A 20,998-nucleotide genomic window follows, 5' to 3' on the forward strand; every position below is an offset into this window, starting at 1 on the left:
CGCCCTAATTCACCATTATGCAATAAAGTAAACTGTCAGTTTACTTTATTGCATAATATAACAAACTTTGTTTTAAGTCAATATATTTATGTTTCTTAACCGCTCTGTTTTACTGCAGACTAAAATGAGTCTGGTTAAAACTCGAAAAATAATTTACAATATCGGTTAGGAGTTGAAACACGTGATTAAGTATTATAACCGAAAAAACAAGACATATGAAATAGAAAAGGTTGCAGGTGAAAAGGTTTTAGAATGGGCCTATACCTCTCCAATCGGTATGAAGCTTTTGGAAGCCGTTATCAAGAAAAAAATGGCTTCAAGCCTTTATGGCTGGTATTTGGACAGAGGAATAAGCAAGAAAAAAGTAAATCCATTTATCCGTAACTTTAATATTGATATGTCCATTACGGAAAAGGAGATAAAAGATTATTTATCTTTTAATGATTTCTTTTATCGAAAATTAAAGCCCTCCGCGCGCACCATCGCAGCCGATCCCACCTCACTTATCTCTCTGGGAGATGGGAGAGTTTTTGCCTATGAGAACATTGACTTGGATCGATTAGTCCAAGTCAAGGGGTTTACGTATAGCCTTCGAGAACTGATTAAGAACGACCCAATCGCTGAAAAGTATAGTAAAGGTACCTGCCTCATTTTAAGGCTTTGCCCAACAGATTATCACCGCTTTCATTTTATCGACAGCGGAATATGCGAGGCTACGACAAAAATAAAAGGAGCTTATTATTCCGTCAATCCGGTTGCCCTTCAAAAGGTTCAAAAGCTTTTTTGTGAAAATAAAAGAGAATGGAGCATTTTCCATTCCGATCATTTTGGTGATGTCTTATATATCGAGGTCGGCGCGACCTGCGTTGGTTCAATCATTCAAACTTATGCTCCACAGAAGCGAGTTAATCGTGGAGATGAAAAGGGTTATTTCAAATATGGAGGTTCCACTGTAATCCTTTTTTTCGAACCCAACAAGGTAAAAATTGATGACGATATCGCGGAACAAACACAATTAGGTTATGAAAGCTATGTTCTCCTTGGAGAAAAAATTGGAGTAAAAAAGGGTGGCCTTAACATGGAAAACTAATTTCTATGTTAGACCATCCTTTTTATATAAGTCTTATCATTAAAACGTATTAATTTGGTCCTCATTTTTATAAAATTTATTCTTCCAGTCTATTGCAAAACTAATGACATTAGTTTAATATATAACTAACGTCATTAGTAATTATGCTAATTTCATTAGCATTCTAAAGGAGGTATGATGATTAAATGAATACTGAGGACAATTCCCCGAAAGGACTTTCCCGAAGAGATTTTTTTAAAGGCAGTGCCTTCGTCACTGTTGGCCTAGTTTCTGGCGGTTTTCTTGCAAACTATAAAATGCCAGAGTTTTTCACTATGCGCCTTACTCAGGAAAAAACACTTTATCAATTAACTCTCATGCCTTTAATTTTTCCCGTTAATTGTTATCTTATTGAAGAAGAAAATGGATTAACGTTAATTGACGCGGCACTATCTTTTGGATTTAAGGATATTCTGAAAGCCTCAGAAAAAATGGATAAACCTATTACTAAAATTGTTTTAACCCATGCTCATGGAGATCATATCGGTGCCTTAGATCAGTTGAAGCAGACCTTAAAAGATGTTCCTGTATATGTTTCGCAAAGAGAATCACGCCTGATGTCCGGTGATACAACTCTGGACGCGGATGAAGATAATTTACCGGTTAAGGGGAGCGTCCCCAAAAATCTTCTGACTAGAGCTGATGTTTTAGTGAAGGATGGTGATCAAATAGGTTCACTTTTGGTTGTATCAGCGCCAGGGCATACTCCAGGTTCTACTGCTTATTTAGATACGCGAAATAATATTTTGATCGTTGGCGATGCCTTTCAAGTTCGAGGAGGGCTTGCTGTCGCAGGACAAATACGGCCTTTATTTCCATTCCCTGCATTAGCGACTTGGAATAAAAAAGCAGCACTGGAAAGTGCCCATAAATTAAGAAACCTTGACCCATCCGTTCTGGCAACAGGACATGGAAATATATTAGTAAATCCTCTTAAGGCAATGGATGAGGTAATAGCTCAAGCAGAAAACGCTTTAAAATCTAAATAGAGAAAGGAATACGAAAATGTCACCAAGAATGGGTTTAGACATGAATACAATTTTACTTGCCGCCGCAGAAATAGCTGATAACCTTGGTGTAGAAGAAGTTACATTAGCCGCGTTAGCGAAGCGACTAAATGTTCGCACCCCATCCTTATACAATCATATTGAAGGGCTTCAAGGTTTAAAGCGTAAACTGACCTTATATGGTTTACAAATGCTGCGTGAAGATTTATCTAATGCCGCTATTGGAAAATCGGGGGATGACGCGGTGCATGCTTTGGCCGATGCCTATCTTTCCTTTGCCAGAAGGCATCCCGGTCTTTATACCATAACTCTCAATGTTGCAGATCATAATGACAATGAACTTCAAAAAGCGGCAAGTGACGTTTTAGATATCGTTCTAAAAGTATTAAATGCCTTTAATTTGGATGGCGATGCCGCTATCCATGCAACTCGCGGTCTACGGAGTGTCCTGCACGGTTTTTCGTCGCTGGAGCAAAACAATAGTTTTGGGCTTTCTCAAAAGGTTGATGAAAGTCTGCATTTAACAATCAATGCCTTACTTGCCAGTTTTCACAACGGCTACATGTTCTAAGCGTTCGACTTGCTCTCTGAGTCCAAAAACAATGAGAACATCTCCTGCCAGGATTTCATCATGTGCAGTAGGATTGCTTAAAACATCATCACCGCGAATAATAGCTAGAACCGTTGTCCCTGTGTTCTGTTTAATCTTGCTTTCCTCAAGTGTTAGACCCGTTAAGCTTGAGCCCTGCTCCACCTGAACCTCTTCAATTTCGATTTGAAGGTTGTGATCATGCACCACGGTATCAAGATAATCGATACTCATCGGTTTTAAAATGGCTAAAGCCATCCGGCGTCCGCTGAGGATAGCTGGCGAAATCACCCGGTCTGCTCCTGCTCGATATAGCTTTGCTTCTGACTCCAGCTTATCCATTCTAGCAACAACTTGAATTTTTGGATTTAATCCTTTAGCCGTTAAAGTTACAAAAACATTAAGCGCGTCTTCTGGTAAAGTAGTAATTAATCCTCTTGCTCGTTCAATTCCTGCTTTTTTAAGAATATCATCTTGAGTTGCATCACCGTGAATTACAAAATACCCTTGTGCGAGGAATTCCTTGACCTGCTCTTCTTCTTGTTCAATGATTACAACAACAATATCTCCTGCCTTGAGATGATTAATGACCTGTCGGCCAACCCGTCCTGTCCCGCAAATGATTACATGATCTTTAAGCTGCGCCATTTTCTTTTCCCTCTTTCGTCTCCCATACACATCTGCTAAATGTCCTTCAATAACAAATGCCATCATACGGCCCACAAAATAGACGCTCACTGCGACTCCACCGAGCATTAAAAGAAGCAGAATAAATTGCCCCATCGGTGTGTGAACTTGTATATCTCCAAAACCTACGGTGGTTAACGTCTCAGCTGTTAGAAAAAGTGCCCTCCAAGCTGTCAAATGTTCACTTAACATTAGGCCAGCCATTCCTGCCACCAGGACAAGTGAGATGGCTAGAAATGCTGTTCTAAATTGTTTATACATCCAATGCTCCCTTTCAGCATAATGTACTACATTTTTTCCTTTAAACTTTACCATATAGATTCAGATTAAATAACTAATTCATTTAAAATAATAATCACTATAATTATTGCGGCTGACTTATTTGCAAAAAACGAGTAACCTCAATCCCAATAGTTTGAGGTTACTCGTTTTTAATATAAATTACAACTAGTTATTTCTTATTACTTTTCTTATGAACCTTTTTAATCAATTCCTTAGAGAATTCGGCAGATAATCTCGACTGATACTTCTTAATACGCAAGGCATTACTTTTGGCATCGTTTATTTCTAAGTTCATCCGGGATTTCATCACTAAATAAATCAGATAATACATCATAACCATAACTATACCTGTAATAAGCCCTGCCGTTTGCCCAGGAATAAAAGGCATACTGAATAAAACAATGATCATACTTATTAAGACAAGCCAAGAGGTATATGGGAACCCGGGCATTTGACATTTTCCTTCCGGGGGACATCCCCTTCTTTTTCGGAAGCGGATATGGCTGGCCATTATAACTCCATAAGTAAAAATTAAAGCAAAGCCTCCCGATGTAATTAAAACGAGATAAACTCTTGGAAACAAAAGGCCAAAACCTAAGCCTAAAAGCATTGCAAAGCCGGAAAATATAATTCCGCGATAAGGAACATCCTTTTTATCTTTAAGCCATTGGGGAGCATGTCTTTCATCTGTAAGAGATCTAATCATTCGTCCCAATCCAAAAATAGCCGCTAACATCGCCGAAAGGCTTGCCGAAATCAGTACCATATTTATTGCTGATCCGACCCAGCTAATCCCCCGACGATTCAGAGCTACGACCATAGCGCTCATATTTTCGCTAAGATCCGCGGTCGGAACGAGCGGGAGTAATACAGCGGCATAAATGATATATAATCCCGTAAGCGATAAAACAGTATATAAAATTGCTTTCGGGATAGTTTCCTGGGGATTTTCAGCCTCTGACGCTGCAAGTCCAATAATTTCAAAACCTGCGTACGCAAAAATGATAATCAGCATACTCCCTGCGATTCCTTTAATTCCCCCCGGCATTAAAGGTTCTCTGGCTAATTCACCCGCACCAACCGCCAACATTCCCGGAATCAAACCAACGATTAAAAGTAATGCTAAAATGATAAAAAAGATGATTGTAAATATTTTTATTGAAGACAGGCCACTTTCCAACTTGCTTAACCGGACAGCCCCTAAAAGATTTAAAAGAGTAACACCGACAATAATAAGACTTCCAAAAATCGCGATGGATAGGTTCGGAAACCAGGTCCGAAGCAGGACAGGAATCGCTGTAGCTTCACTGGACATCGAGAGAATTGTACCCGTCCAATAGACCCAGCCCACGACAAATCCCGCGCCCTCACCAAATTCCTGTGCCGCAAAAGTGCTAAAGGAACCCACATGCGGATTGGCGACAGTCATCTCCGATAAAGCGAAAAGGATAAAATAGACGAGTACCCCGCTTAAAATATAGGATATTAAAATAGAAGGCCCCGCAGCATTGATGGCAACTGACGATCCTAGAAAGAACGAACCTCCGATGACACTTCCTAACGCCATCATGGTCAGATGCAAAGCAGACAATCCCTGACGTTTTTGGTTCATTGTTTCTTCTCCCAACATAAAATAGGATAAGTTTTCACCCCATTATTATGGCTTATAATTAGAAAATCATTCTGAGCCAAAAATAATCCCATTCGTTACTACAATAAATTTCTTGGATCATGTAAAATAATGATTAGAAAAAACGACTAAGTATTTGTCCCATATTAAAAGGGTTTGAAGTATCAAAATTACAAACCTAGATATTATAAGAAAAAGAGTTTAAACTAGGTAAAACTCAAATAACTACGCAAAAATTTTAATGGAAAGAAGGTTTTCTCATGAGTGATTGGTTAATTCCTTATTTAGCCTTTAATGGGAACTGTGAAGATGCCGTTCATTTCTACCAAAAAGTTCTCGGCGGAGAAGTACAGATTCTTCATTTTAAGGATGCCCCTCCTAATCCCGAGTTTCCTGTCCAGGATCATCTAAAAAACCTCGTTCTTCATGCTGAGTTAAGAAAAGACGGACACATTATTCGTTTCTCTGATACTTTCCCCGGTGTACCTTTTATCCCGGGAAATACTATATCTTTTACTCTCGAATTTGATACACCAGAGGAAACAAAGAATGTATTTGAAGCGTTATCCTCCGGCGGCCAAGTTGAGATGGAGCTTCAGAAAACCTTTTTCAGTGCTCTTTATGGCAAATGCACGGATAAATTCGGAATCCATTGGCAAATTTACCGGAAGGCTCATCAGTAAGGCATATATAAAAAAGACGGGTTCTTCGTTTCAGTACGAAACAATGAGCCTGTCTTTCTTTTATAAAACAAATAAAATTTGTAAAAACATGATATAATCCGGTACAAATAAAAATATAATCTTTCTATTCGCGGGAGATAAGGAGATTTGATTCTTTTGGAGAAAGTAACGCAACGTAAAATGGTCACTATGGCAATGCTGGTCTCAATTTTCCTTGTAGCTATTGATACAACCATTGTTACTACCGCAATGCCCCATATTGTTCAGCAATTGAACGGTTTAAATTTGATCAGTTGGGTTTTTGCAATTTACCTTCTGACAACCTCTGTAACCACCCCGATTTATGGTAAGCTTGCCGACTTATTTGGGAGAAAACCCATATTTATTATTGGCGTTATGCTATTCGTCGTTGGTTCTATGATATCCGGAACAGCTCAGACAATGATTCAGCTTATTATTTTCCGAGCTTTTCAAGGACTTGGTGCGGGGGCTGTAACACCGCTCACCTTCACGATTATCGGAGACTTATACTCTGGCGAAGATCGCGCGAAGATGCAGGGTGTATTCAGTTCTATTTGGGGGATTGCAGGGTTACTGGGTCCTTTAGTCGGAGGACTGTTTGTCGATCAATTCTCATGGCGCTGGATTTTTTATATCAACGTTCCAATAGGGATTATCGCGATTTTACTCGTCCATAGCTTTTTGCATGAAACACAAGTTAAAAAAGAGAAAAAGAAAATTGATTATTGGGGAACTATTCACTTTACTCTTTCTATGGGCTCTCTTCTCTTTGCACTGATCAGCGGGGGAGAATTCTACCCTTGGAATTCGGCAGTGATTCTCTCCCTGTTTACTACAGCTTTTATATTCCTTATTTTGTTTCTTTATGTTGAGACTAAGGCCGCGGAACCTATGCTCCCTCTTTCCCTATTTAAAATACCGGTAATTGCAATATCTAATATTGTAGGCTTTTTGGCTAGCAGCGTATTGATCGGAGTAGATGTTTATCTGCCGATATGGATTCAAACCTTGCTTGGCTATAGTGCCACCAGCTCGGGACTTACACTGATGCCCATGTCATTCGCATGGCCATTGGCTGCTACCTTAGCCGGACGATTTATGTACAAAATTGGATCCAAAGCAACAGCTGTATTTGGGGCCGTTTTGATTACGGCAGGATCAGGCTGGCTGCTTTTAGTTCATTTATCTTCTCCTTATTGGTATTTTGTTGGCCTAATGATCGTTATTGGCTTCGGTATGGGATTCTCGCTAACGCCTTTAACTGTTTTGATTCAGTCGGCCGTCGGCTGGTCCTTGCGTGGTGCGGCCACAGCTTCCAATACATTTTTCCGCTCACTGGGACAAACGGTTGGAATTGCCGTTTTGGGTACTGCCTTTAACAGTTCTTTAAGCACCTCCATTCAACACGGTGTTGAAATGCAAAACGCCATGGCTCAAAGCATGCACCTGATCTTTATCCTGATAGTCGCTATTTCCATTGTCAATTTAATGATCAGCTTTATTTTGCCTTCCCACCGCGAAGTAATGGCTCAACAGAAGTCAGATTAAAGCGAAATTTAAAAAGCAGCCTTATTTGATTTAATTTTTCTGGCTTTAACTTCCGCTAAAATCCATACGATAATAGGGAGTATTACTTGAAAAGGAAAAGCATAATAAGGATAAACTTTAAAAGCCCAATCTTTCATCTCCATACTGTTTTCATAAATGACATAAGAAAAATAGACCATTAATAAACCGATTTGTATTACGATTGATCTGTAGTTATTTAGGTTGAACATTTTGGAAATTCCTTTACTTACTACTAATAAACAGATTGAGCTTTTCACAAAAACACCAAAAGTGAATAAACTAGCTACGGACACTTCTATTCTTTGTAAGAAATCACCGATACTGATCCTGCTTACAGCCGCATATGATGGAAAATAATAGCTGCCGAGCATATTACCTAATACTGCAATGTTTCTGAGAGTGGTTATAATTATAAGGACCGCTGAAATTAATATACCCCAAAAATAAACTTTAGCAGGCGATTTTTTGGTTTTTAATGAACTGAATACACCCATAAATAGGACCGTTTCAGCAAAAGGAAATGAAAAGGTTGTAAACCCACCTTTCAGTATTGGCGATAGACCGTTTCCTAAAATAGGTTTCATATAATTTAAATGGAGTTGTGGTATAACGAGTAACTGCACCGCGACTAAAAGAAATAAAAGAACAGGAAGGAAATACGCAACAGTTCTTCCTAATACTTCTATTCCTAACTTTACTGCAACAATACAGGTTAATCCCAGACAAAGTATAGGCACAATCATCGGCGTTTCAGGCATGGCTACGGTACTGGTGAATTCCCCGAAATTACGAAGTACCAGTGCACCTAGGTGAAAGGCATACCAGATATATAGAATGGCAGCAATTTTACCGATTGTTTTACCAAGAGTTATATTTAAAATATCAAATAAATCTTTTCCTGGGTAAAGAGATAATACTCTGGAAAAGATAAATAACATAGGGCTAGCCATAATAAAACCCACTATTCCAGCGATCCATGCATCATTTTTAGCTTCTCCTCCAATGCCAATGATGAGTGTACTGCCTAGAACGAACGTAAGTAATAAAAATATTGCTTCTTTGTCTGTAATTTGCTCCTTTTCCATTTTAGACCTACTTTCCAAATATAGAGGTAATCAATCCCGCAATTGGCTTTGAAGGGCTTGGAATCCTTACATTTAGTGCCAATAATAGCGCAATTGCAAACGAAAAAACACCAATTAATGTATTAGCCCAAAAGTCACGCCATATTTTTTGCTTAAATAAAGGTATAAACTCTAAAATAACTAAAAAAGCATATCCTAAAACCACCAATATTAGCATAAAGCTACTCTCCTATTTCTAAAGGCTTAGATATCATCGCGCTATTGCGAATATGAATCCTTGTTGTCACATTAACCCTTAAATCTTTAAATATCTCTTCCCAATTGCTGCTAACACGCTTCCATTCTCGATTATTATCTTCTCTTAACTTTGCTCCAAATCCAAATATGTCTGTATCATATTTAGATTGCATTTTTGTAATTACTGCTTCAATTCGCTCTTTCAACGTATTTTCAACACTATTCTCGAGTTTCATTCGTCCTTCATCATCAATTAGGTTCTCAGTACCATCTATTTCATCAAGACTAACTGTTGTATCAATATCTAAATTGATTTCAATATTATTATCTTCATCGACAATAGGCGTAACTTGTGTTTTATTTTTAAATATTTCAAGAGAAACAGGTGTAGATATATCCTTTCCTTGAGTTCCTTTTATCATCACTCCGCCCTTAACCTCATTTCTGATAAAGAGCAAATCCTTTGTTTCCTCATCATTAAGAAAGCCTATCAACTTATCCCCTTTAAAAATTGCGGTTCCCATAATTTGAGGTATTATTTTTCCATCTATTCGCTTTAGACTTATGGCAGAAGCTATTGGAGATATCCCCTTAGCTTGCAGATCATTATCAAAATGCAAAATATCGATTTTAGGAGCTTTACTTAAACTCTCTTGATTTTTTATCATCTCATCTAATACAAAAGACTTAATTTCTTCTGTCGTTGCTTGACCGCTTAATATCTCTTGAGCAGACGCTCCTTCAGAAATAATGAGCTGTACATCCGCCCGGGTTTCATTGTCACGATTATACCAATCAATAACCTTTGTTAACCCTTCACTTGCAATTTCCTTACTTATAATAATAACTTTTGCATGACTCCAATAAAGTCTTTTCCCTTCTAAGGATATTGCATTTCTTACTGCATCAAACATGGTATTTCCTTCAGTCGTGATCGTTTTAGACGTCTTTTTCGTATCTTTCCCTTCGCCCATTTGCACAATTTCAATCGTTACTTTATATTGACGGTTTGTCCCTTTATCAACAGCAACACCCGCAACAATCGCCAATTTATCAACTTCCCTATAATTCCAACATCCAGTAACAAACATTGAACTCATAAGAATACTCAAAATGAGCAAGGTTATTCTTTTTTGCATATAAACTAATTCCCCTTGCCTTTCTTTATTGACTGCTTGACTAAGTTTTTTGCTGCAATAATTTTAGGTCTCGAGGTCATCGTCCACCACGGCGCACGAATCCACGCATCCTGACCATCATGGTTTTTAGCTCGTGTGACATTCATCATGTACGGTACACCGAAAGAGCGGATACTCATTAAATACATATAAAGAACAAGAAGGACCATAAAAAATCCGTAGATTCCTAAAACCGAAGCTCCTAATAATAAAAGATATCTCCAAATAATTGTGGCGCCTATAAAATTCATGTTAATCAATGTGGTCATTCCTGTTAAAGCCGTTACTATAACGACTGGAGCACTTACCAATCTCGCATCTACTGCCGCCTGGCCCAACACGAGCGTACCGACAATATTTACTGCCTGGCCTATAGGAGCTGGCATTCTGGTACCAACTTCTCGTAAAATATCAAAGATAAATAGCATTAGAAATAAGGATATTGATGTTGGAAAAGGAACACCCTGCCTTGAAGCAGAGATGCTTAGCAGTAAGGGTGTAGGCAGCATTTCCTGATGGTAAGTAACAATTGCTAAAAATATGGCGGGAATAATAACGGTGGTTACTGCAGTAAGACCTCTAATAAGCCGATTCATAGAGGCAAAAATGTAGTTATTATAGTAGTCTTCATTGGATTGAAAATTCTCCACCACTAAAAATGGAACTGTTAAGACAAAGGGACTTCCATCAACAAACAGAGCGATTCTCCCCTCCAGAAGCTTTGCTGCAATAACGTCCGGCCTTTCGCTTGAACCTACCGTCTCAAATGGGGAATAGGGTGCATCTTTAATTAACTCCTGAATATACCCAGAATCAATAATACCGTCAATTTTTATCCTATCCAGCCGCTGTTCCAGTTCACTTAATATACCCTCCAACGCCAAACCTTCAATATAACAGATACAGGTTTTAGTGTGGGTTCTCTCTCCGATTTCTGTAAACTTAAACTTTAAATCTGGGTTTTTAATTTTTCGCCGTACCATGGATATATTGATCATAATTGATTCCGTAAAGCCTTCCCTCGGCCCACGTACAACCCTTGTTGATTCGGGCTCACTGATTGGCCTTGTCTGCCAGCCTTTAGTATTTATAACTAATGCTTTATCATATCCCTCTAATAGAAAAAGTGTATTACCAGATGTAATCGAATTAACTATTTTATTAATTTCGATTTCTAAAGTTACATTATTGGAAACAATAACTTTCTTCATAAATTCTTCTAATAAATTGTCGCTTTCAATGTCTTTCGACAAATCACTGGAAAGTACAGGCTGAATAATGTTCTCGTTGATAATTTCTGTATTTACCATGCCATCAATATAGATAATGCAGCACTGTGCTGTTTTTAATCGCTTATTTTGAAACTCTCTAATCACTAATGTTTCATCATTTTGAAAAATATTCTTAAAAAGTTTTATATTATTATCTAAAGAAACATTTAAGTTAGACATAGCATCACCCTTGTTCATCAATTACATGTTTTCTTATTATATCCAATCGAGCAAAAAAGCACCCGCTTGCTCAGCAGATGCTCTAATCCATTTTTTGTATTATTCTTGAGTCAAAGTGGATTTGTACAGCACTTATATTACGATCTCGCTATCAAACAGGTATTCACCCGTCAGGTTATCAAACGCATGATCATGACCCGGTATAATAACATACGGAAAATGAGCAATTTTCTCAGCATTATGCTGAAACTGGCGGGCATTATAGTGAAGGGCAGACATTAGATCTTTCTTCCACAGATCGCGATGATATAGCGCATCTCCGGCCGCTATTGCTATGCGTGTTTTGCCTTTGAGCAACACGGCTCGGCTATCGACCGAGTGTCCAGGGGCCTGTAAAAAAGACATTCCCTCGGGCAGCTTGGGCTCATCCTCGAAAAACCCAATATGATTCCAATCGCCGATCCACGCCGCTGCAGGATATTCATTGACGAGATTTATAAGCTGCTGTGCAAGTTCGCTTGAATTTTCTTCTTTGTAACGCCCTAAAGAATGTAACGCTGCCAAGGGATCTAAGCTTTCCTTTAATAGTCGGGCCAAATCAACTTCAAAATCAAGTTCCTTACGGCTGATAAGTATTCTGGCATTACGAAAGAGGGGGTTCCCTCCTATATGATCCACATGCAAATGGGTATTAATGACTAGTCTGAAGTCATCGGGGGTATAGCCTAAATCCTCTAATTCTTCCTTTAGATCCGAATTATCAGGGGACCCTGTATCAATAATTGTCAAACCAAAATCAGGAATATCCACGATTGTGGAATTAACGGGAACATCACGGAGGATCAGGTTATCGGTATCATGCCTTGCAGTGGTTATAGTTTTTATCTTCATACGTTCCGTGCAATCAGGCTGCAGCATTCTTCAGTAAACATGGTTTGCAAACCTTTGCTTCGAGCATAGATAACCGTTTCCTCATCCGGATAGGCCATGCCATTAACTCCGCAATCAACTGCTAGGATCTCAACCTGTCGTTTATATTGACCAGAGGGTCTTGCACAGCCCAAGGTTATAGGAATATTGGGATTCGTGAGTCGGGCTTTGGCAATAACCTCCCCCACGTCTGCTAGGTTTGGAGGCTGCAACCCTTCCATCGCGGTCCCGCATGAAGGAGTTAAGATAACCAGCACAATGGTTTCCGGCCAAGCTTCCCGAATCATCTCTAAAGCCTTCATTTCTCCCCGAATTTGACCATAGTGCAATCCTATAACGACATGGGGAGCTATGTTTAAATCCGCTTCGCGGCAAAAGAGCATGGCTCGCAGATAATCCTCAGGTCTTTGATTGAGGTGGTAAACCTGATGAATCGTATCCTGATCGCCAATCACATCCAGCAATACCTGATCTACACCGGCAGCTTTTAAACCCAGAGCCGTTTCGCGACTAATAATCCCGCTGTGAACCAATACTTTTAGGCCTTTTTGGCTGGCATAGGCGATCGAATCCATAAAAGCCAGCAATGGAACCTCTCCTTGAGAATTCGCTCCCCCGCTGACAAGTATGCCCCGGCAGTCTTTATCCAGAAGCTGATCGACCACCCGACGCATTTCAAGAGGAGTAGGTGTTCCAACCATACTCTGCAGAAGTTTGCCGTTGCAATGATCGCATCGGCAGGCACAAGCCTCGCCCGTAACGCTTATATTAACAAACGAGTGATGGTGGTTTGCATAATAGCGGTTTTCATAATGCTTGGCACCCGGAGCCGAAAACCATATCTCCGGCTTGAACCGCTGCCGGATCTCCCAGGCTTCTTTTACAGCACTTATCTCTGCCATCTTACTTAACCCCGTCCCATACCTGCGGGAGAATTATTTTAATGTCCTCTTCCTCGGGAAGAAATGGATAATTACGCATCGGTTCGCTGGCCCGTTCATTGCCAAAGGGGCGGTTGCAGGCGACTTGGCCGTCTTCACCCGGACATCCGGAAGTCATAAAGGCTTCTCCTTTTTGAATAGAAGGCATTATATCCTGCCCAAAGTCCACAATTTGACCTTCGGGTGAAAAATGAAAGTCGTTAACTTCAGCAAGACCTTCATTTATTAAATACCGCGCCATCTGTACCCGCCGGTATTGTCCTAATTCAGGCGGAAGACAATTCTGCATCAAACTGCCATTCTCGGGATAAAAGGAAAACAGATGAGTCAACGCGCCCATTTTGTAGGCTTCAGATATTGTATTGACAATCTCGGCTTCGGTCTCGCCTAAACCGACAATCAAGTGCACTCCTACTTGATATGGTCCAAAGATTTCTACCGCATCGGCTAAGGTATTCCAAAAATGCTCCCAGCGGTGAGGCCCGCCCACTCCTGCCCCTCGATGCTGAACGAATAATTCTTCAGTAGCGGCATCAATAGCCACTCCCACTCGATCGGCTCCGGCCGCTTTAAATCGGGCCAGATCCTGCTTGCCTTTCATCACCGTCGGTGCGATTAAGATACTGACCGGCAACTGCGTATTTTTGCGAACCTGGCTGATAATCTTGCAGGTATCCTCTACTGCACGCCCATGTGTAATCATCGATACACATACTCTTTTAAAGGGATGATGCTCTGTTTTGACTCGCTCCATAATTTTCGTCAGAGTATAAACCGGCCATTTGACCCGAATAAAGGTTTTTGAAGGTTCCTCCTGACGGTTTTTAGCCAGTCCGCAATAACTGCAGGATGCTCTGCAGCCACTGCCATACGTCAGCAGAAGGTTAAGACATTTACATTCTGCTTTAGGCATAAAGCGCCCTTTTTCCAACCCTAAGCACAGGGCACCCGCCAGACTGGTTTGTACAAATTGAGGGCTTTCTTGAACCGACTGCATAATTTCTCCTCCCCTTGTTTTAAACAGATTAGGAACCAACCTCACTTGCTCCAATCCATGTTCGCTTAATTAATGCCTCGAACTGTTCTCTATGCGCTGTCCAATGATTATCCATATCTTTTCTCTTCCGAGCAGCCCGATCAAGAAATCCGCCGAGTAATGATTTCCACTGCTCCGGATACTGGGCTAACAATCCTGCATCATGATTGACTATCGCCTGCGCCGCACACTTTCCGGCAATCTCCCCTGTAACAATAGCCGTCATTATTCCTCCGGCAGTTACCGGATGGGTATACCCGCCGGCATCACCCGTCAGAAGCATATTGCCGGCTTGCGTAATGGCTAAAGGGCCTCCAACAGGTGCTAAGCCGCCCGTTTTTGCAGCAGGTTGAGTACCCGATATTTTGCCCGAAGCTGCTAGGTCGTCGATAAACTCATGCATAAGCTGCGGCAGTTTATCTTTATGTGAAAGGCTTACCCCGACTCCCACATTGGCTCGTTCGCCTTTTGGAAAAAACCAGGCATAACCGCCTTCATATTCCGGTTTAAAATAAATATCGATGGATTTCTGATGATAACTTAAAGGCAAATTATATTGGATCGCCGCCATATATTTTTGGTTTTCACTTTTCATCCACTGACCCACTGTTGAGCGTGGTCCATCGGCGCCAATAATTATTTTAGCCTGAATATACTCGTCCTGTCCTTTTCTGCTTACCTTTAAACCCGAATCCGTTCTGGCTATCGCCTTTGTACCGGGCCAAAACTTAGTTCCTGCGGCGACAGCACGATCAACCAAACTTTTGTCAAATACTTCTCGATTCAGCATATATCCTGAACTGGCTAAAGAAGAAACCCGTTTTTCATCGATATAAAGATCCATGCTCTGGATATCTTGAACAACCGCTCCCGGAACAAGTTGAACATACTTTTTCACTTCACGGGGGACAAACTCCGCACATTGCACAGGACTTTCCGGATGACTGCTCGCATCAATGAGAAGGACATGGAGGCCGAACCTGGATGCGGCCCGAGCGGCGCTGGCTCCGGCCGGTCCGGCACCAACAACAACCAGATCATAATTCTTCTGCATTACTGCTCTCACCCGCCTTGCCGCACGCCAAACAAAGGGCCTGGCAAAAATCATCGGCTTCAACTCCGGGTATACTCACTTGATGGTCAATAAAGAATTGGTTGACCGTTTTGGCAATTTCAGCCGGCTGTGAAGATGAATTTTTGAGCGCAGCTTCAAGGTCCATAATACTCCTCGAAGGATATGCAAAAAAATCTCCGGTTATAAATGCACTTTTAATGCACTGACGATCCACATCCAAGCGGAGGGAAACGCGGATCAATCCTCCGCGGGTTTTGTGCTCTGCCATGCGCAGGTCATTCGCTTGCGGTATCGTTCTCATTCCTCTGATCCACTCTTCTGACTGGAAGCGAATCTGTTCTTTATCTAAGCTTTTCTGTTCAGTTTCCGTAAGAGCACCCGGTTCCAAGGTGATGCCCAAAACTTCGGAAATACCCGCAGTGAGTGCCGCTTTGATTTCTTCTATGGGGGGAAGATACCCGAGAACCTCCTTTAAACAGGTTACTCTTTGTTTAAAGGAAGAGACGTGTTTGTCCTCAAGCTTCTTGATCGGCAGCTTCAAAGCACTGAGCATCGTGTCCACATCAAAATCGGTTAAAAGAGTCCCCTGATAGAGGAAGATGTCCCCCATTTCGGTCCCCCCTGTGCCCGAAATCTTGCGGCCCCCGACTTCAATATCATTGGTTGGACGAAAATGGGCTTTTACGCCAAGGCGCTCTAAGCCAACAACTACCCCTTCACACATTAGCCGGTACATATTCTCAAGCCGTTGGGGGATACCCGGTGTATTCTTCGGGGCATAGATTTCCCATCCAAGCTGGGACTCATCCCAGTACAGATTACCCCCTCCTGTAATGCGCCGGTTTATCTCAATACCCTGTTCATGACAATAATGTTCTTCAATTTCAAGTTCAACCGATTGATGATAACCGACCAGGACGCAATGAGGTGAAAACTGGAGAAAACGAACCGTATTAGGAACCTGATTGGAACTGCGAGCATTCAGAATGACCTGATCGAGTGCCATATTGCGAGCTGCCGAGATTGATCCGGTATCTAATAACCGCCAATGGGTTCCCATAGTTCTACCCTATCCTCTCTTCATTATTTTCTTGTTCAACAATCCAATCTGTATATCCCTTCGAAGTCATCAATAATTTGAGTTCGTCAGAATTGCTTAACTTAATCCTGCACATCCAGCCTTCTCCATAAGCGTCGGCATTAACCTTGCGCGGATGAATAACAGCATCGTTATTGGTCTCCATAATCGTTCCCGATAAAGGCGCAATCAGATTGCCTACCCACTTTCCGGATTCAATCGATCCCAGCTTATCGCCCCTATTAATGATCTCTCCCTCGTGAGGAAGCTCCAAATAGAGGACATCGCCGGTATTGCTTTGCCCATAATCAGAAAGTCCAATAATAGCCTCTCCGCCTGTAACTTTAACCCAAAAATCATGCGTATCATAAAATAAGTTTTCAGGTATTGCATATTCTAAGGCCATCTCCATACCTCCCCGTCTAAGTAGCTTCACCTGTTATTCCGGTAAGTAATTCTTCATTCCATTCACATCCGATTAAAGAATCAACCCGTGAGGGGAAACTATTCGACTTGTTGTAAATTTGTATTTGATCTACCTTTCCATTGCGCAGCAAGACTACTAAACTCCTGTCTGAGCCCATTTTCCTTTCCAGCAAAAAAACATCTTCGGCAATTTTGATTTTTCGTTCTGAATTTTTTCTGCCGGGCATTTCCAGCCATTCTTCAGCACTCATCCTCATGTAGATTTCCTTAGCTTTATTTATTATTTCATGATCCGGCGTCCTGGCCTCTAGGTCACCCCATTGTCTTTTAAATCCTTCAACAAGCAGAGCTGCGATATCAGCATATGCTACCGGGAAATTGACCCAATCCTTCAGCGTTGTCATATTGGATTGCATAGCTTGACGTAAATACTCACGGAATTGGCTGTTGGGTACTTTTAAGATGTTGCTCATGATGGTATAGTCAAAATCCAATAAAATATTACCGACATAAGCTGTACACATGCCGATATCTCCGCTCGCATTTCCGGAACATTTACGTCCTTCTGCCGCAATGTCTGCAGGAGGTTTAAGTTTTGCCGGGAGGCCAAAGTAACGGTATGCAGAAATAGCCGGTTGTAAAAATTGCTCATAGTAACGGGTTCGCCGCAAGGGTAAGCATGGATTATCCCGTCTCATTACAAGCTGAAAAAATACCTGCCGGTTGTCGAGATAAACTACGCCGCCGCCGGTCTCACGCCTGAATAACGGGATACTTTGCCGTTCACAATACTCCCTGTTTATTTCCTGATCCAAGTCATCATGCAGTCCTAAGCAAACATACGGGGATGAAGGATAGCAAAGGATTACCCCTTCCCGCCCCAGGTAAGCCATGGCATGATAAAAGCATTGCGACTCCCACCAGCTCACTTCCCCTAGGTCATACAAGTCCACTCAAGCAACCTCCCGCCAAAATCTTTAGTTCCCTATTCCTAACGTATGACTAAAACACCTCGTCCCCGCTCTTGAAGCTCAGTCCGGGATGATTGTCAAAACGTACGACCCCTACAACGGCCTTAGCACCCACTGCTTTTTTCACCTCAGCGGTACCGATAATCCCAAAGCCTCCGCATAATTCAATAGCCCCAATTCCCTCATTCACAAGTTCTTTGGCCGCGGTTGAGGCCATAGCATAATCCTTAACCCCTACTATGGTCAAATCCACTTGGGGAGTCTCTACGACGGCTCTGTTTTTTTGATAATCTGCCTCTGGGGCAATAAAAATAAAGGCTGCCTTTAATTTCATATCAATCTACTCCTAGCCTTATTAAAATGAATAATACTACAGGGCTTCTAAGATCAATTGGCTGATATCCAATACTCGGATGGGCAGATTTGCTTTTTGGATCGCGGCAGTCAACATCTGTTCACATTGCTGACAGGCTGAAACCACAATGGTTGCACCTGTTGCCTGGATCTCTTCGACGCGAAGAGCGGCTATCTTCGCTGCATTCTCGGGATCGACGCTCTGAAGATTTCCTCCCCCGCCGCAGCATAACGAATATTCTTTGTTATGCGCCATTTCTACGAACTTGATGCCGGGGATACTATTAATGATTTCACGAGGTGCATCATAAATTCCGCTGTTTCTCCCTAAATCACAAGGATCGTGATACGTGACTACTTCATCCAGTTCATTGAGTTCGATTTTTCCTTCTTTAATTAAATGCGCTAAATATTCCGTCGTGTGCATGATTTCCAGGTCATAACCCTTCAGAGCTTCCGCGCTGTCATGTTTCCACACATGATAGCAGGAGGGACAACTGGCAATTAAAGTATGAATCCCCATTTCCTTAATTTTTTCGACGTTATGGCGGATAAATTTCTGAGCATCGTTGACAAAGCCTGCTCCAAGCAAAGGAAATCCACAGCACCATTCTTCCCCGCCCATCGTCGTAAAGTCGCATCCAGCTTTAGTCAAAATTTCCGCTGTCGCCAGCGGGACTTCCGCCGCCTGCGGAAAGAAGGAGGAAACACACCCCACGAAATAACATACATCAGCTCCGGAGCGCGGCTCTAACGATTCAGGCTCATCCAAATCCTGAGCCCACTCCAGCCGGTCGTCATTACTGAAATTCGTGATATTTTTATTGGTTTCTAAAGTATCCCGGAGTTTTTTATAAGCCTTAGGCTCTTTCCCTGATTCCGCAATGCGTTTGCGCAGGTCCAGCCATAACGTGCGCAGATCAATCGTTGTTGAACAGGCCACAGAGCAGGCTCCGCACAAGGTGCATTGTGAAATTCTCTGCACAAAATCTTCGGGAAGATCACCTTGCTTTTTATGGGCAAAAATCTCACGGCTGAGGCTCACCTTGCCACGCGGACTTGCCGATTCCCAGCCGATAACCTTGTATGTTGGACAATCCGTACGGCAGTAACCGCAGCGGGCACAGATCAGAGATTCCTTTTCCAGGGTCGTGTACAGATTTTCTGTCTCTTGGCTCATCGGTTACCACCCCTTCCCCAATACTTTTCTTATGCCGGCCAGAACATCCATGGCTAAAGTATAGTTAAACGGATTTAAGATAAAAGGTGCGCGATAAACTTTCCCTGGATTCATAATTCCTTTTGGATCAAGGTCACTCTTAATTTTTTTAAGTTTATTGAGTTCGGAAGACTCGTGAATCCGTCCCACCATCGGCGCGTTCCATAACCCGATGCCGTATGGGCAGCCTCCATAGTGATAGCCGATATCATGAAGCTTCTTAACCAGACTGAGATTGATAATATATCTTATGGTATACAGTTCATCCGCATTAAAGGTCGTCATGACTGTCGCATATTCCGGAGTAACAACATGCCCGTAAGAGAATAGATCTAAATTGTAGCTGCGGGACATTTTCTGAACATCAGCAAGGTATTCCGGCAGATTCTTGATCGGAAGCCAAATTTCCGCTCCTAATAGCGAAGGGCCGCCTCTTTTGAGTCTCATCGCTTTAAATTTTTCTTCCCATTCCAGCTCTGCGGTTTCATTTTGCAGAAGCGTAACCGATTGAGTTTTCTCCGCGATGGATTGAATAATCGTCCGAGCCAGCTCCAATTCCTGCTCTGAACCTTCATAGTCAACTGCAAGAAGATAGCCTTCCGTTAAGCCTCCCGGTGCAATTCCAAGCGCATTCATTCCTTTTAGACATTCTTGATCGGTAAAGTGCATATTGAAAGGAACTTCTGCTGCCTTGATAATCGCTTGCATCGCTGTCCGCAGCTCTGCGGGACTGGCAAATTGAAGCAAAAAATGTTTCATGTCATTCCGTCTTCTAACTTCTACTTCAAGCTGTGTAACAACTCCCAGAGTTCCTTCCGAAGCGGCATACCAATCTAAAGAAGGTTGTGTTTCCTTGGTTAGATGAAGGACTTCACCTTCAGGCGTTACCACTTCAATCGACCGGACTTGAGAAAGAAGGCTGCCATATTTCAGGCTTCCGATCCCATAACCCATCATACAAAACCAGCCCCCAATAGTAGCTGCCGGCGTACTGCTCGGAAACGATTTGGGAGCTAAGCCTTTAGTACTTAAATAACGGTCTAATTCGATCCAGGTTGTCGCGGGTTTGACCGTAACCGTCATGGCTGTCTCGTCTACAGCAGCAACTCCTTTTAACACGTTCAGATCCATTAAAATTCCTTTATGGATCGGCACTGAATTGAAATAAACCGTCGAACCGCCGGCGCGGGGAGTCACTGGAACATTGTGTTTAAAGGCAGTCTTCATGATTCCAGCAACTTCTTCCGTGCTCTCTGGACGAATGACTATATCCGGCAAAGTCCTAAATAGAGGCCCGACCAGCAATTCGGGTACCGGGGCCAAATCACGGGTATAAAACGATCTTTCAAATATTGAATTTGTCGCACGGTCCCCGTATTGATCCAGGATTTCTTGAATAATTTCGGTATTCACCCATTAT

Annotated in this window: 21 protein-coding genes; 5 read left to right on the forward strand and 16 right to left on the reverse strand. The window is 41.9% G+C overall.

The features are described 5' to 3' along the window. The first annotated feature begins 181 nt into the window (after positions 1-181). The 3 genes from ACHOLT_RS16590 to ACHOLT_RS16600 all read left to right on the forward strand — a co-directional run bounded on the left by ACHOLT_RS16590 (position 182) and on the right by ACHOLT_RS16600 (position 2,707). Entirely contained in the window at positions 182-1,090 is a 909-nt protein-coding gene (locus ACHOLT_RS16590) for a phosphatidylserine decarboxylase (RefSeq protein WP_425802851.1), read from the forward strand. Positions 1,091-1,275: 185 nt separating this feature from the next. Continuing rightward, a complete protein-coding gene (locus ACHOLT_RS16595; RefSeq protein WP_425802853.1) occupies positions 1,276-2,118 on the forward strand; it encodes an MBL fold metallo-hydrolase in 843 nt (280 codons plus the stop codon). Between the two features lie 16 nt (positions 2,119-2,134). Then, complete coding sequence (locus ACHOLT_RS16600) at positions 2,135-2,707, forward strand: TetR-like C-terminal domain-containing protein (RefSeq protein ID WP_425802855.1); 573 nt, start codon at positions 2,135-2,137, stop codon at positions 2,705-2,707. On the opposite strand, the gene ACHOLT_RS16605 is transcribed toward ACHOLT_RS16600, so the two are convergent. Together ACHOLT_RS16605 and ACHOLT_RS16610 are read right to left on the reverse strand one after the other, a co-directional pair. Further along, complete coding sequence (locus ACHOLT_RS16605; RefSeq protein ID WP_425802858.1) at positions 2,672-3,673, reverse strand: potassium channel family protein; 1,002 nt, start codon at positions 3,671-3,673, stop codon at positions 2,672-2,674. The genes ACHOLT_RS16600 and ACHOLT_RS16605 overlap by 36 nt on opposite strands. Before the next feature lie 190 nt (positions 3,674-3,863). Then, the gene (locus tag ACHOLT_RS16610) at positions 3,864-5,306 is read right to left on the reverse strand and encodes an amino acid permease (protein ID WP_425802860.1); all 1,443 of its coding nucleotides are present in this window, start codon (positions 5,304-5,306) and stop codon (positions 3,864-3,866) included. 278 nt (positions 5,307-5,584) lie between these two features. On the opposite strand from ACHOLT_RS16610, the gene ACHOLT_RS16615 reads away from it, so the two are divergent. Both ACHOLT_RS16615 and ACHOLT_RS16620 read left to right on the forward strand, forming a co-directional pair. Next, entirely contained in the window at positions 5,585-6,007 is a 423-nt protein-coding gene (locus tag ACHOLT_RS16615) for a VOC family protein (protein WP_425802862.1), read from the forward strand. 156 nt (positions 6,008-6,163) lie between these two features. After that, a complete protein-coding gene (locus ACHOLT_RS16620) occupies positions 6,164-7,576 on the forward strand; it encodes an MDR family MFS transporter (protein ID WP_425802865.1) in 1,413 nt (470 codons plus the stop codon). Between the two features lie 8 nt (positions 7,577-7,584). Here the strand turns inward: ACHOLT_RS16620 and ACHOLT_RS16625 are convergent, their stop codons facing one another. From ACHOLT_RS16625 to ACHOLT_RS16690, 14 genes are all read right to left on the reverse strand, one after another. Beyond that, positions 7,585-8,682: a GerAB/ArcD/ProY family transporter gene (locus ACHOLT_RS16625; protein ID WP_425802867.1), complete on the reverse strand. Its 1,098-nt coding sequence runs from the start codon at positions 8,680-8,682 to the stop codon at positions 7,585-7,587. A 7-nt stretch (positions 8,683-8,689) separates the two neighbouring features. After that, positions 8,690-8,899 (reverse strand): hypothetical protein, encoded by a 210-nt coding sequence (locus ACHOLT_RS16630; protein ID WP_425802869.1) that lies wholly within the window; start codon positions 8,897-8,899, stop codon positions 8,690-8,692. Between the two features lie 4 nt (positions 8,900-8,903). Beyond that, complete coding sequence (locus ACHOLT_RS16635; RefSeq protein ID WP_425802872.1) at positions 8,904-10,058, reverse strand: Ger(x)C family spore germination protein; 1,155 nt, start codon at positions 10,056-10,058, stop codon at positions 8,904-8,906. 5 nt (positions 10,059-10,063) lie between these two features. After that, positions 10,064-11,566: a spore germination protein gene (locus ACHOLT_RS16640; RefSeq protein ID WP_425802875.1), complete on the reverse strand. Its 1,503-nt coding sequence runs from the start codon at positions 11,564-11,566 to the stop codon at positions 10,064-10,066. A 114-nt stretch (positions 11,567-11,680) separates the two neighbouring features. Further along, entirely contained in the window at positions 11,681-12,439 is a 759-nt protein-coding gene (locus tag ACHOLT_RS16645; RefSeq protein ID WP_425802877.1) for an MBL fold metallo-hydrolase, read from the reverse strand. Continuing rightward, entirely contained in the window at positions 12,436-13,380 is a 945-nt protein-coding gene (locus ACHOLT_RS16650; protein WP_425802879.1) for a radical SAM protein, read from the reverse strand. The genes ACHOLT_RS16645 and ACHOLT_RS16650 overlap by 4 nt, the downstream gene beginning before the upstream one ends. A gap of 1 nt (position 13,381) precedes the next feature. Further along, positions 13,382-14,416, reverse strand: a complete 1,035-nt coding sequence (locus ACHOLT_RS16655) for a radical SAM protein (RefSeq protein WP_425802881.1) — start codon at positions 14,414-14,416, stop codon at positions 13,382-13,384. A 28-nt stretch (positions 14,417-14,444) separates the two neighbouring features. Next, entirely contained in the window at positions 14,445-15,509 is a 1,065-nt protein-coding gene (locus ACHOLT_RS16660; RefSeq protein ID WP_425802883.1) for an NAD(P)/FAD-dependent oxidoreductase, read from the reverse strand. After that, positions 15,493-16,590 carry a lipoate--protein ligase gene (locus ACHOLT_RS16665; RefSeq protein ID WP_425802885.1) on the reverse strand — a complete coding sequence of 366 codons (1,098 nt, stop codon included), beginning with the start codon at positions 16,588-16,590 and terminating at the stop codon, positions 15,493-15,495. Before ACHOLT_RS16665 ends, ACHOLT_RS16660 begins: the two co-directional genes overlap by 17 nt. Positions 16,591-16,594: 4 nt before the next feature. After that, positions 16,595-17,014: a glycine cleavage system protein H gene (locus tag ACHOLT_RS16670; protein ID WP_425802887.1), complete on the reverse strand. Its 420-nt coding sequence runs from the start codon at positions 17,012-17,014 to the stop codon at positions 16,595-16,597. Positions 17,015-17,030: 16 nt separating this feature from the next. Next, positions 17,031-17,987 (reverse strand): lipoate--protein ligase family protein, encoded by a 957-nt coding sequence (locus ACHOLT_RS16675; RefSeq protein WP_425802889.1) that lies wholly within the window; start codon positions 17,985-17,987, stop codon positions 17,031-17,033. Between the two features lie 49 nt (positions 17,988-18,036). After that, positions 18,037-18,339 (reverse strand): DUF6506 family protein, encoded by a 303-nt coding sequence (locus ACHOLT_RS16680; RefSeq protein ID WP_425802891.1) that lies wholly within the window; start codon positions 18,337-18,339, stop codon positions 18,037-18,039. A 36-nt stretch (positions 18,340-18,375) separates the two neighbouring features. Further along, positions 18,376-19,539, reverse strand: a complete 1,164-nt coding sequence (locus ACHOLT_RS16685) for a (Fe-S)-binding protein (protein WP_425802893.1) — start codon at positions 19,537-19,539, stop codon at positions 18,376-18,378. A gap of 3 nt (positions 19,540-19,542) precedes the next feature. Further along, the gene (locus ACHOLT_RS16690; RefSeq protein WP_425802895.1) at positions 19,543-20,991 is read right to left on the reverse strand and encodes an FAD-binding oxidoreductase; all 1,449 of its coding nucleotides are present in this window, start codon (positions 20,989-20,991) and stop codon (positions 19,543-19,545) included. Positions 20,992-20,998: the final 7 nt, after the last annotated feature.

The sequence above is a fragment of the Desulfitobacterium nosdiversum genome, from assembly GCF_049860565.1.
Taxonomy (GTDB): domain Bacteria; phylum Bacillota; class Desulfitobacteriia; order Desulfitobacteriales; family Desulfitobacteriaceae; genus Desulfitobacterium_A; species Desulfitobacterium_A nosdiversum.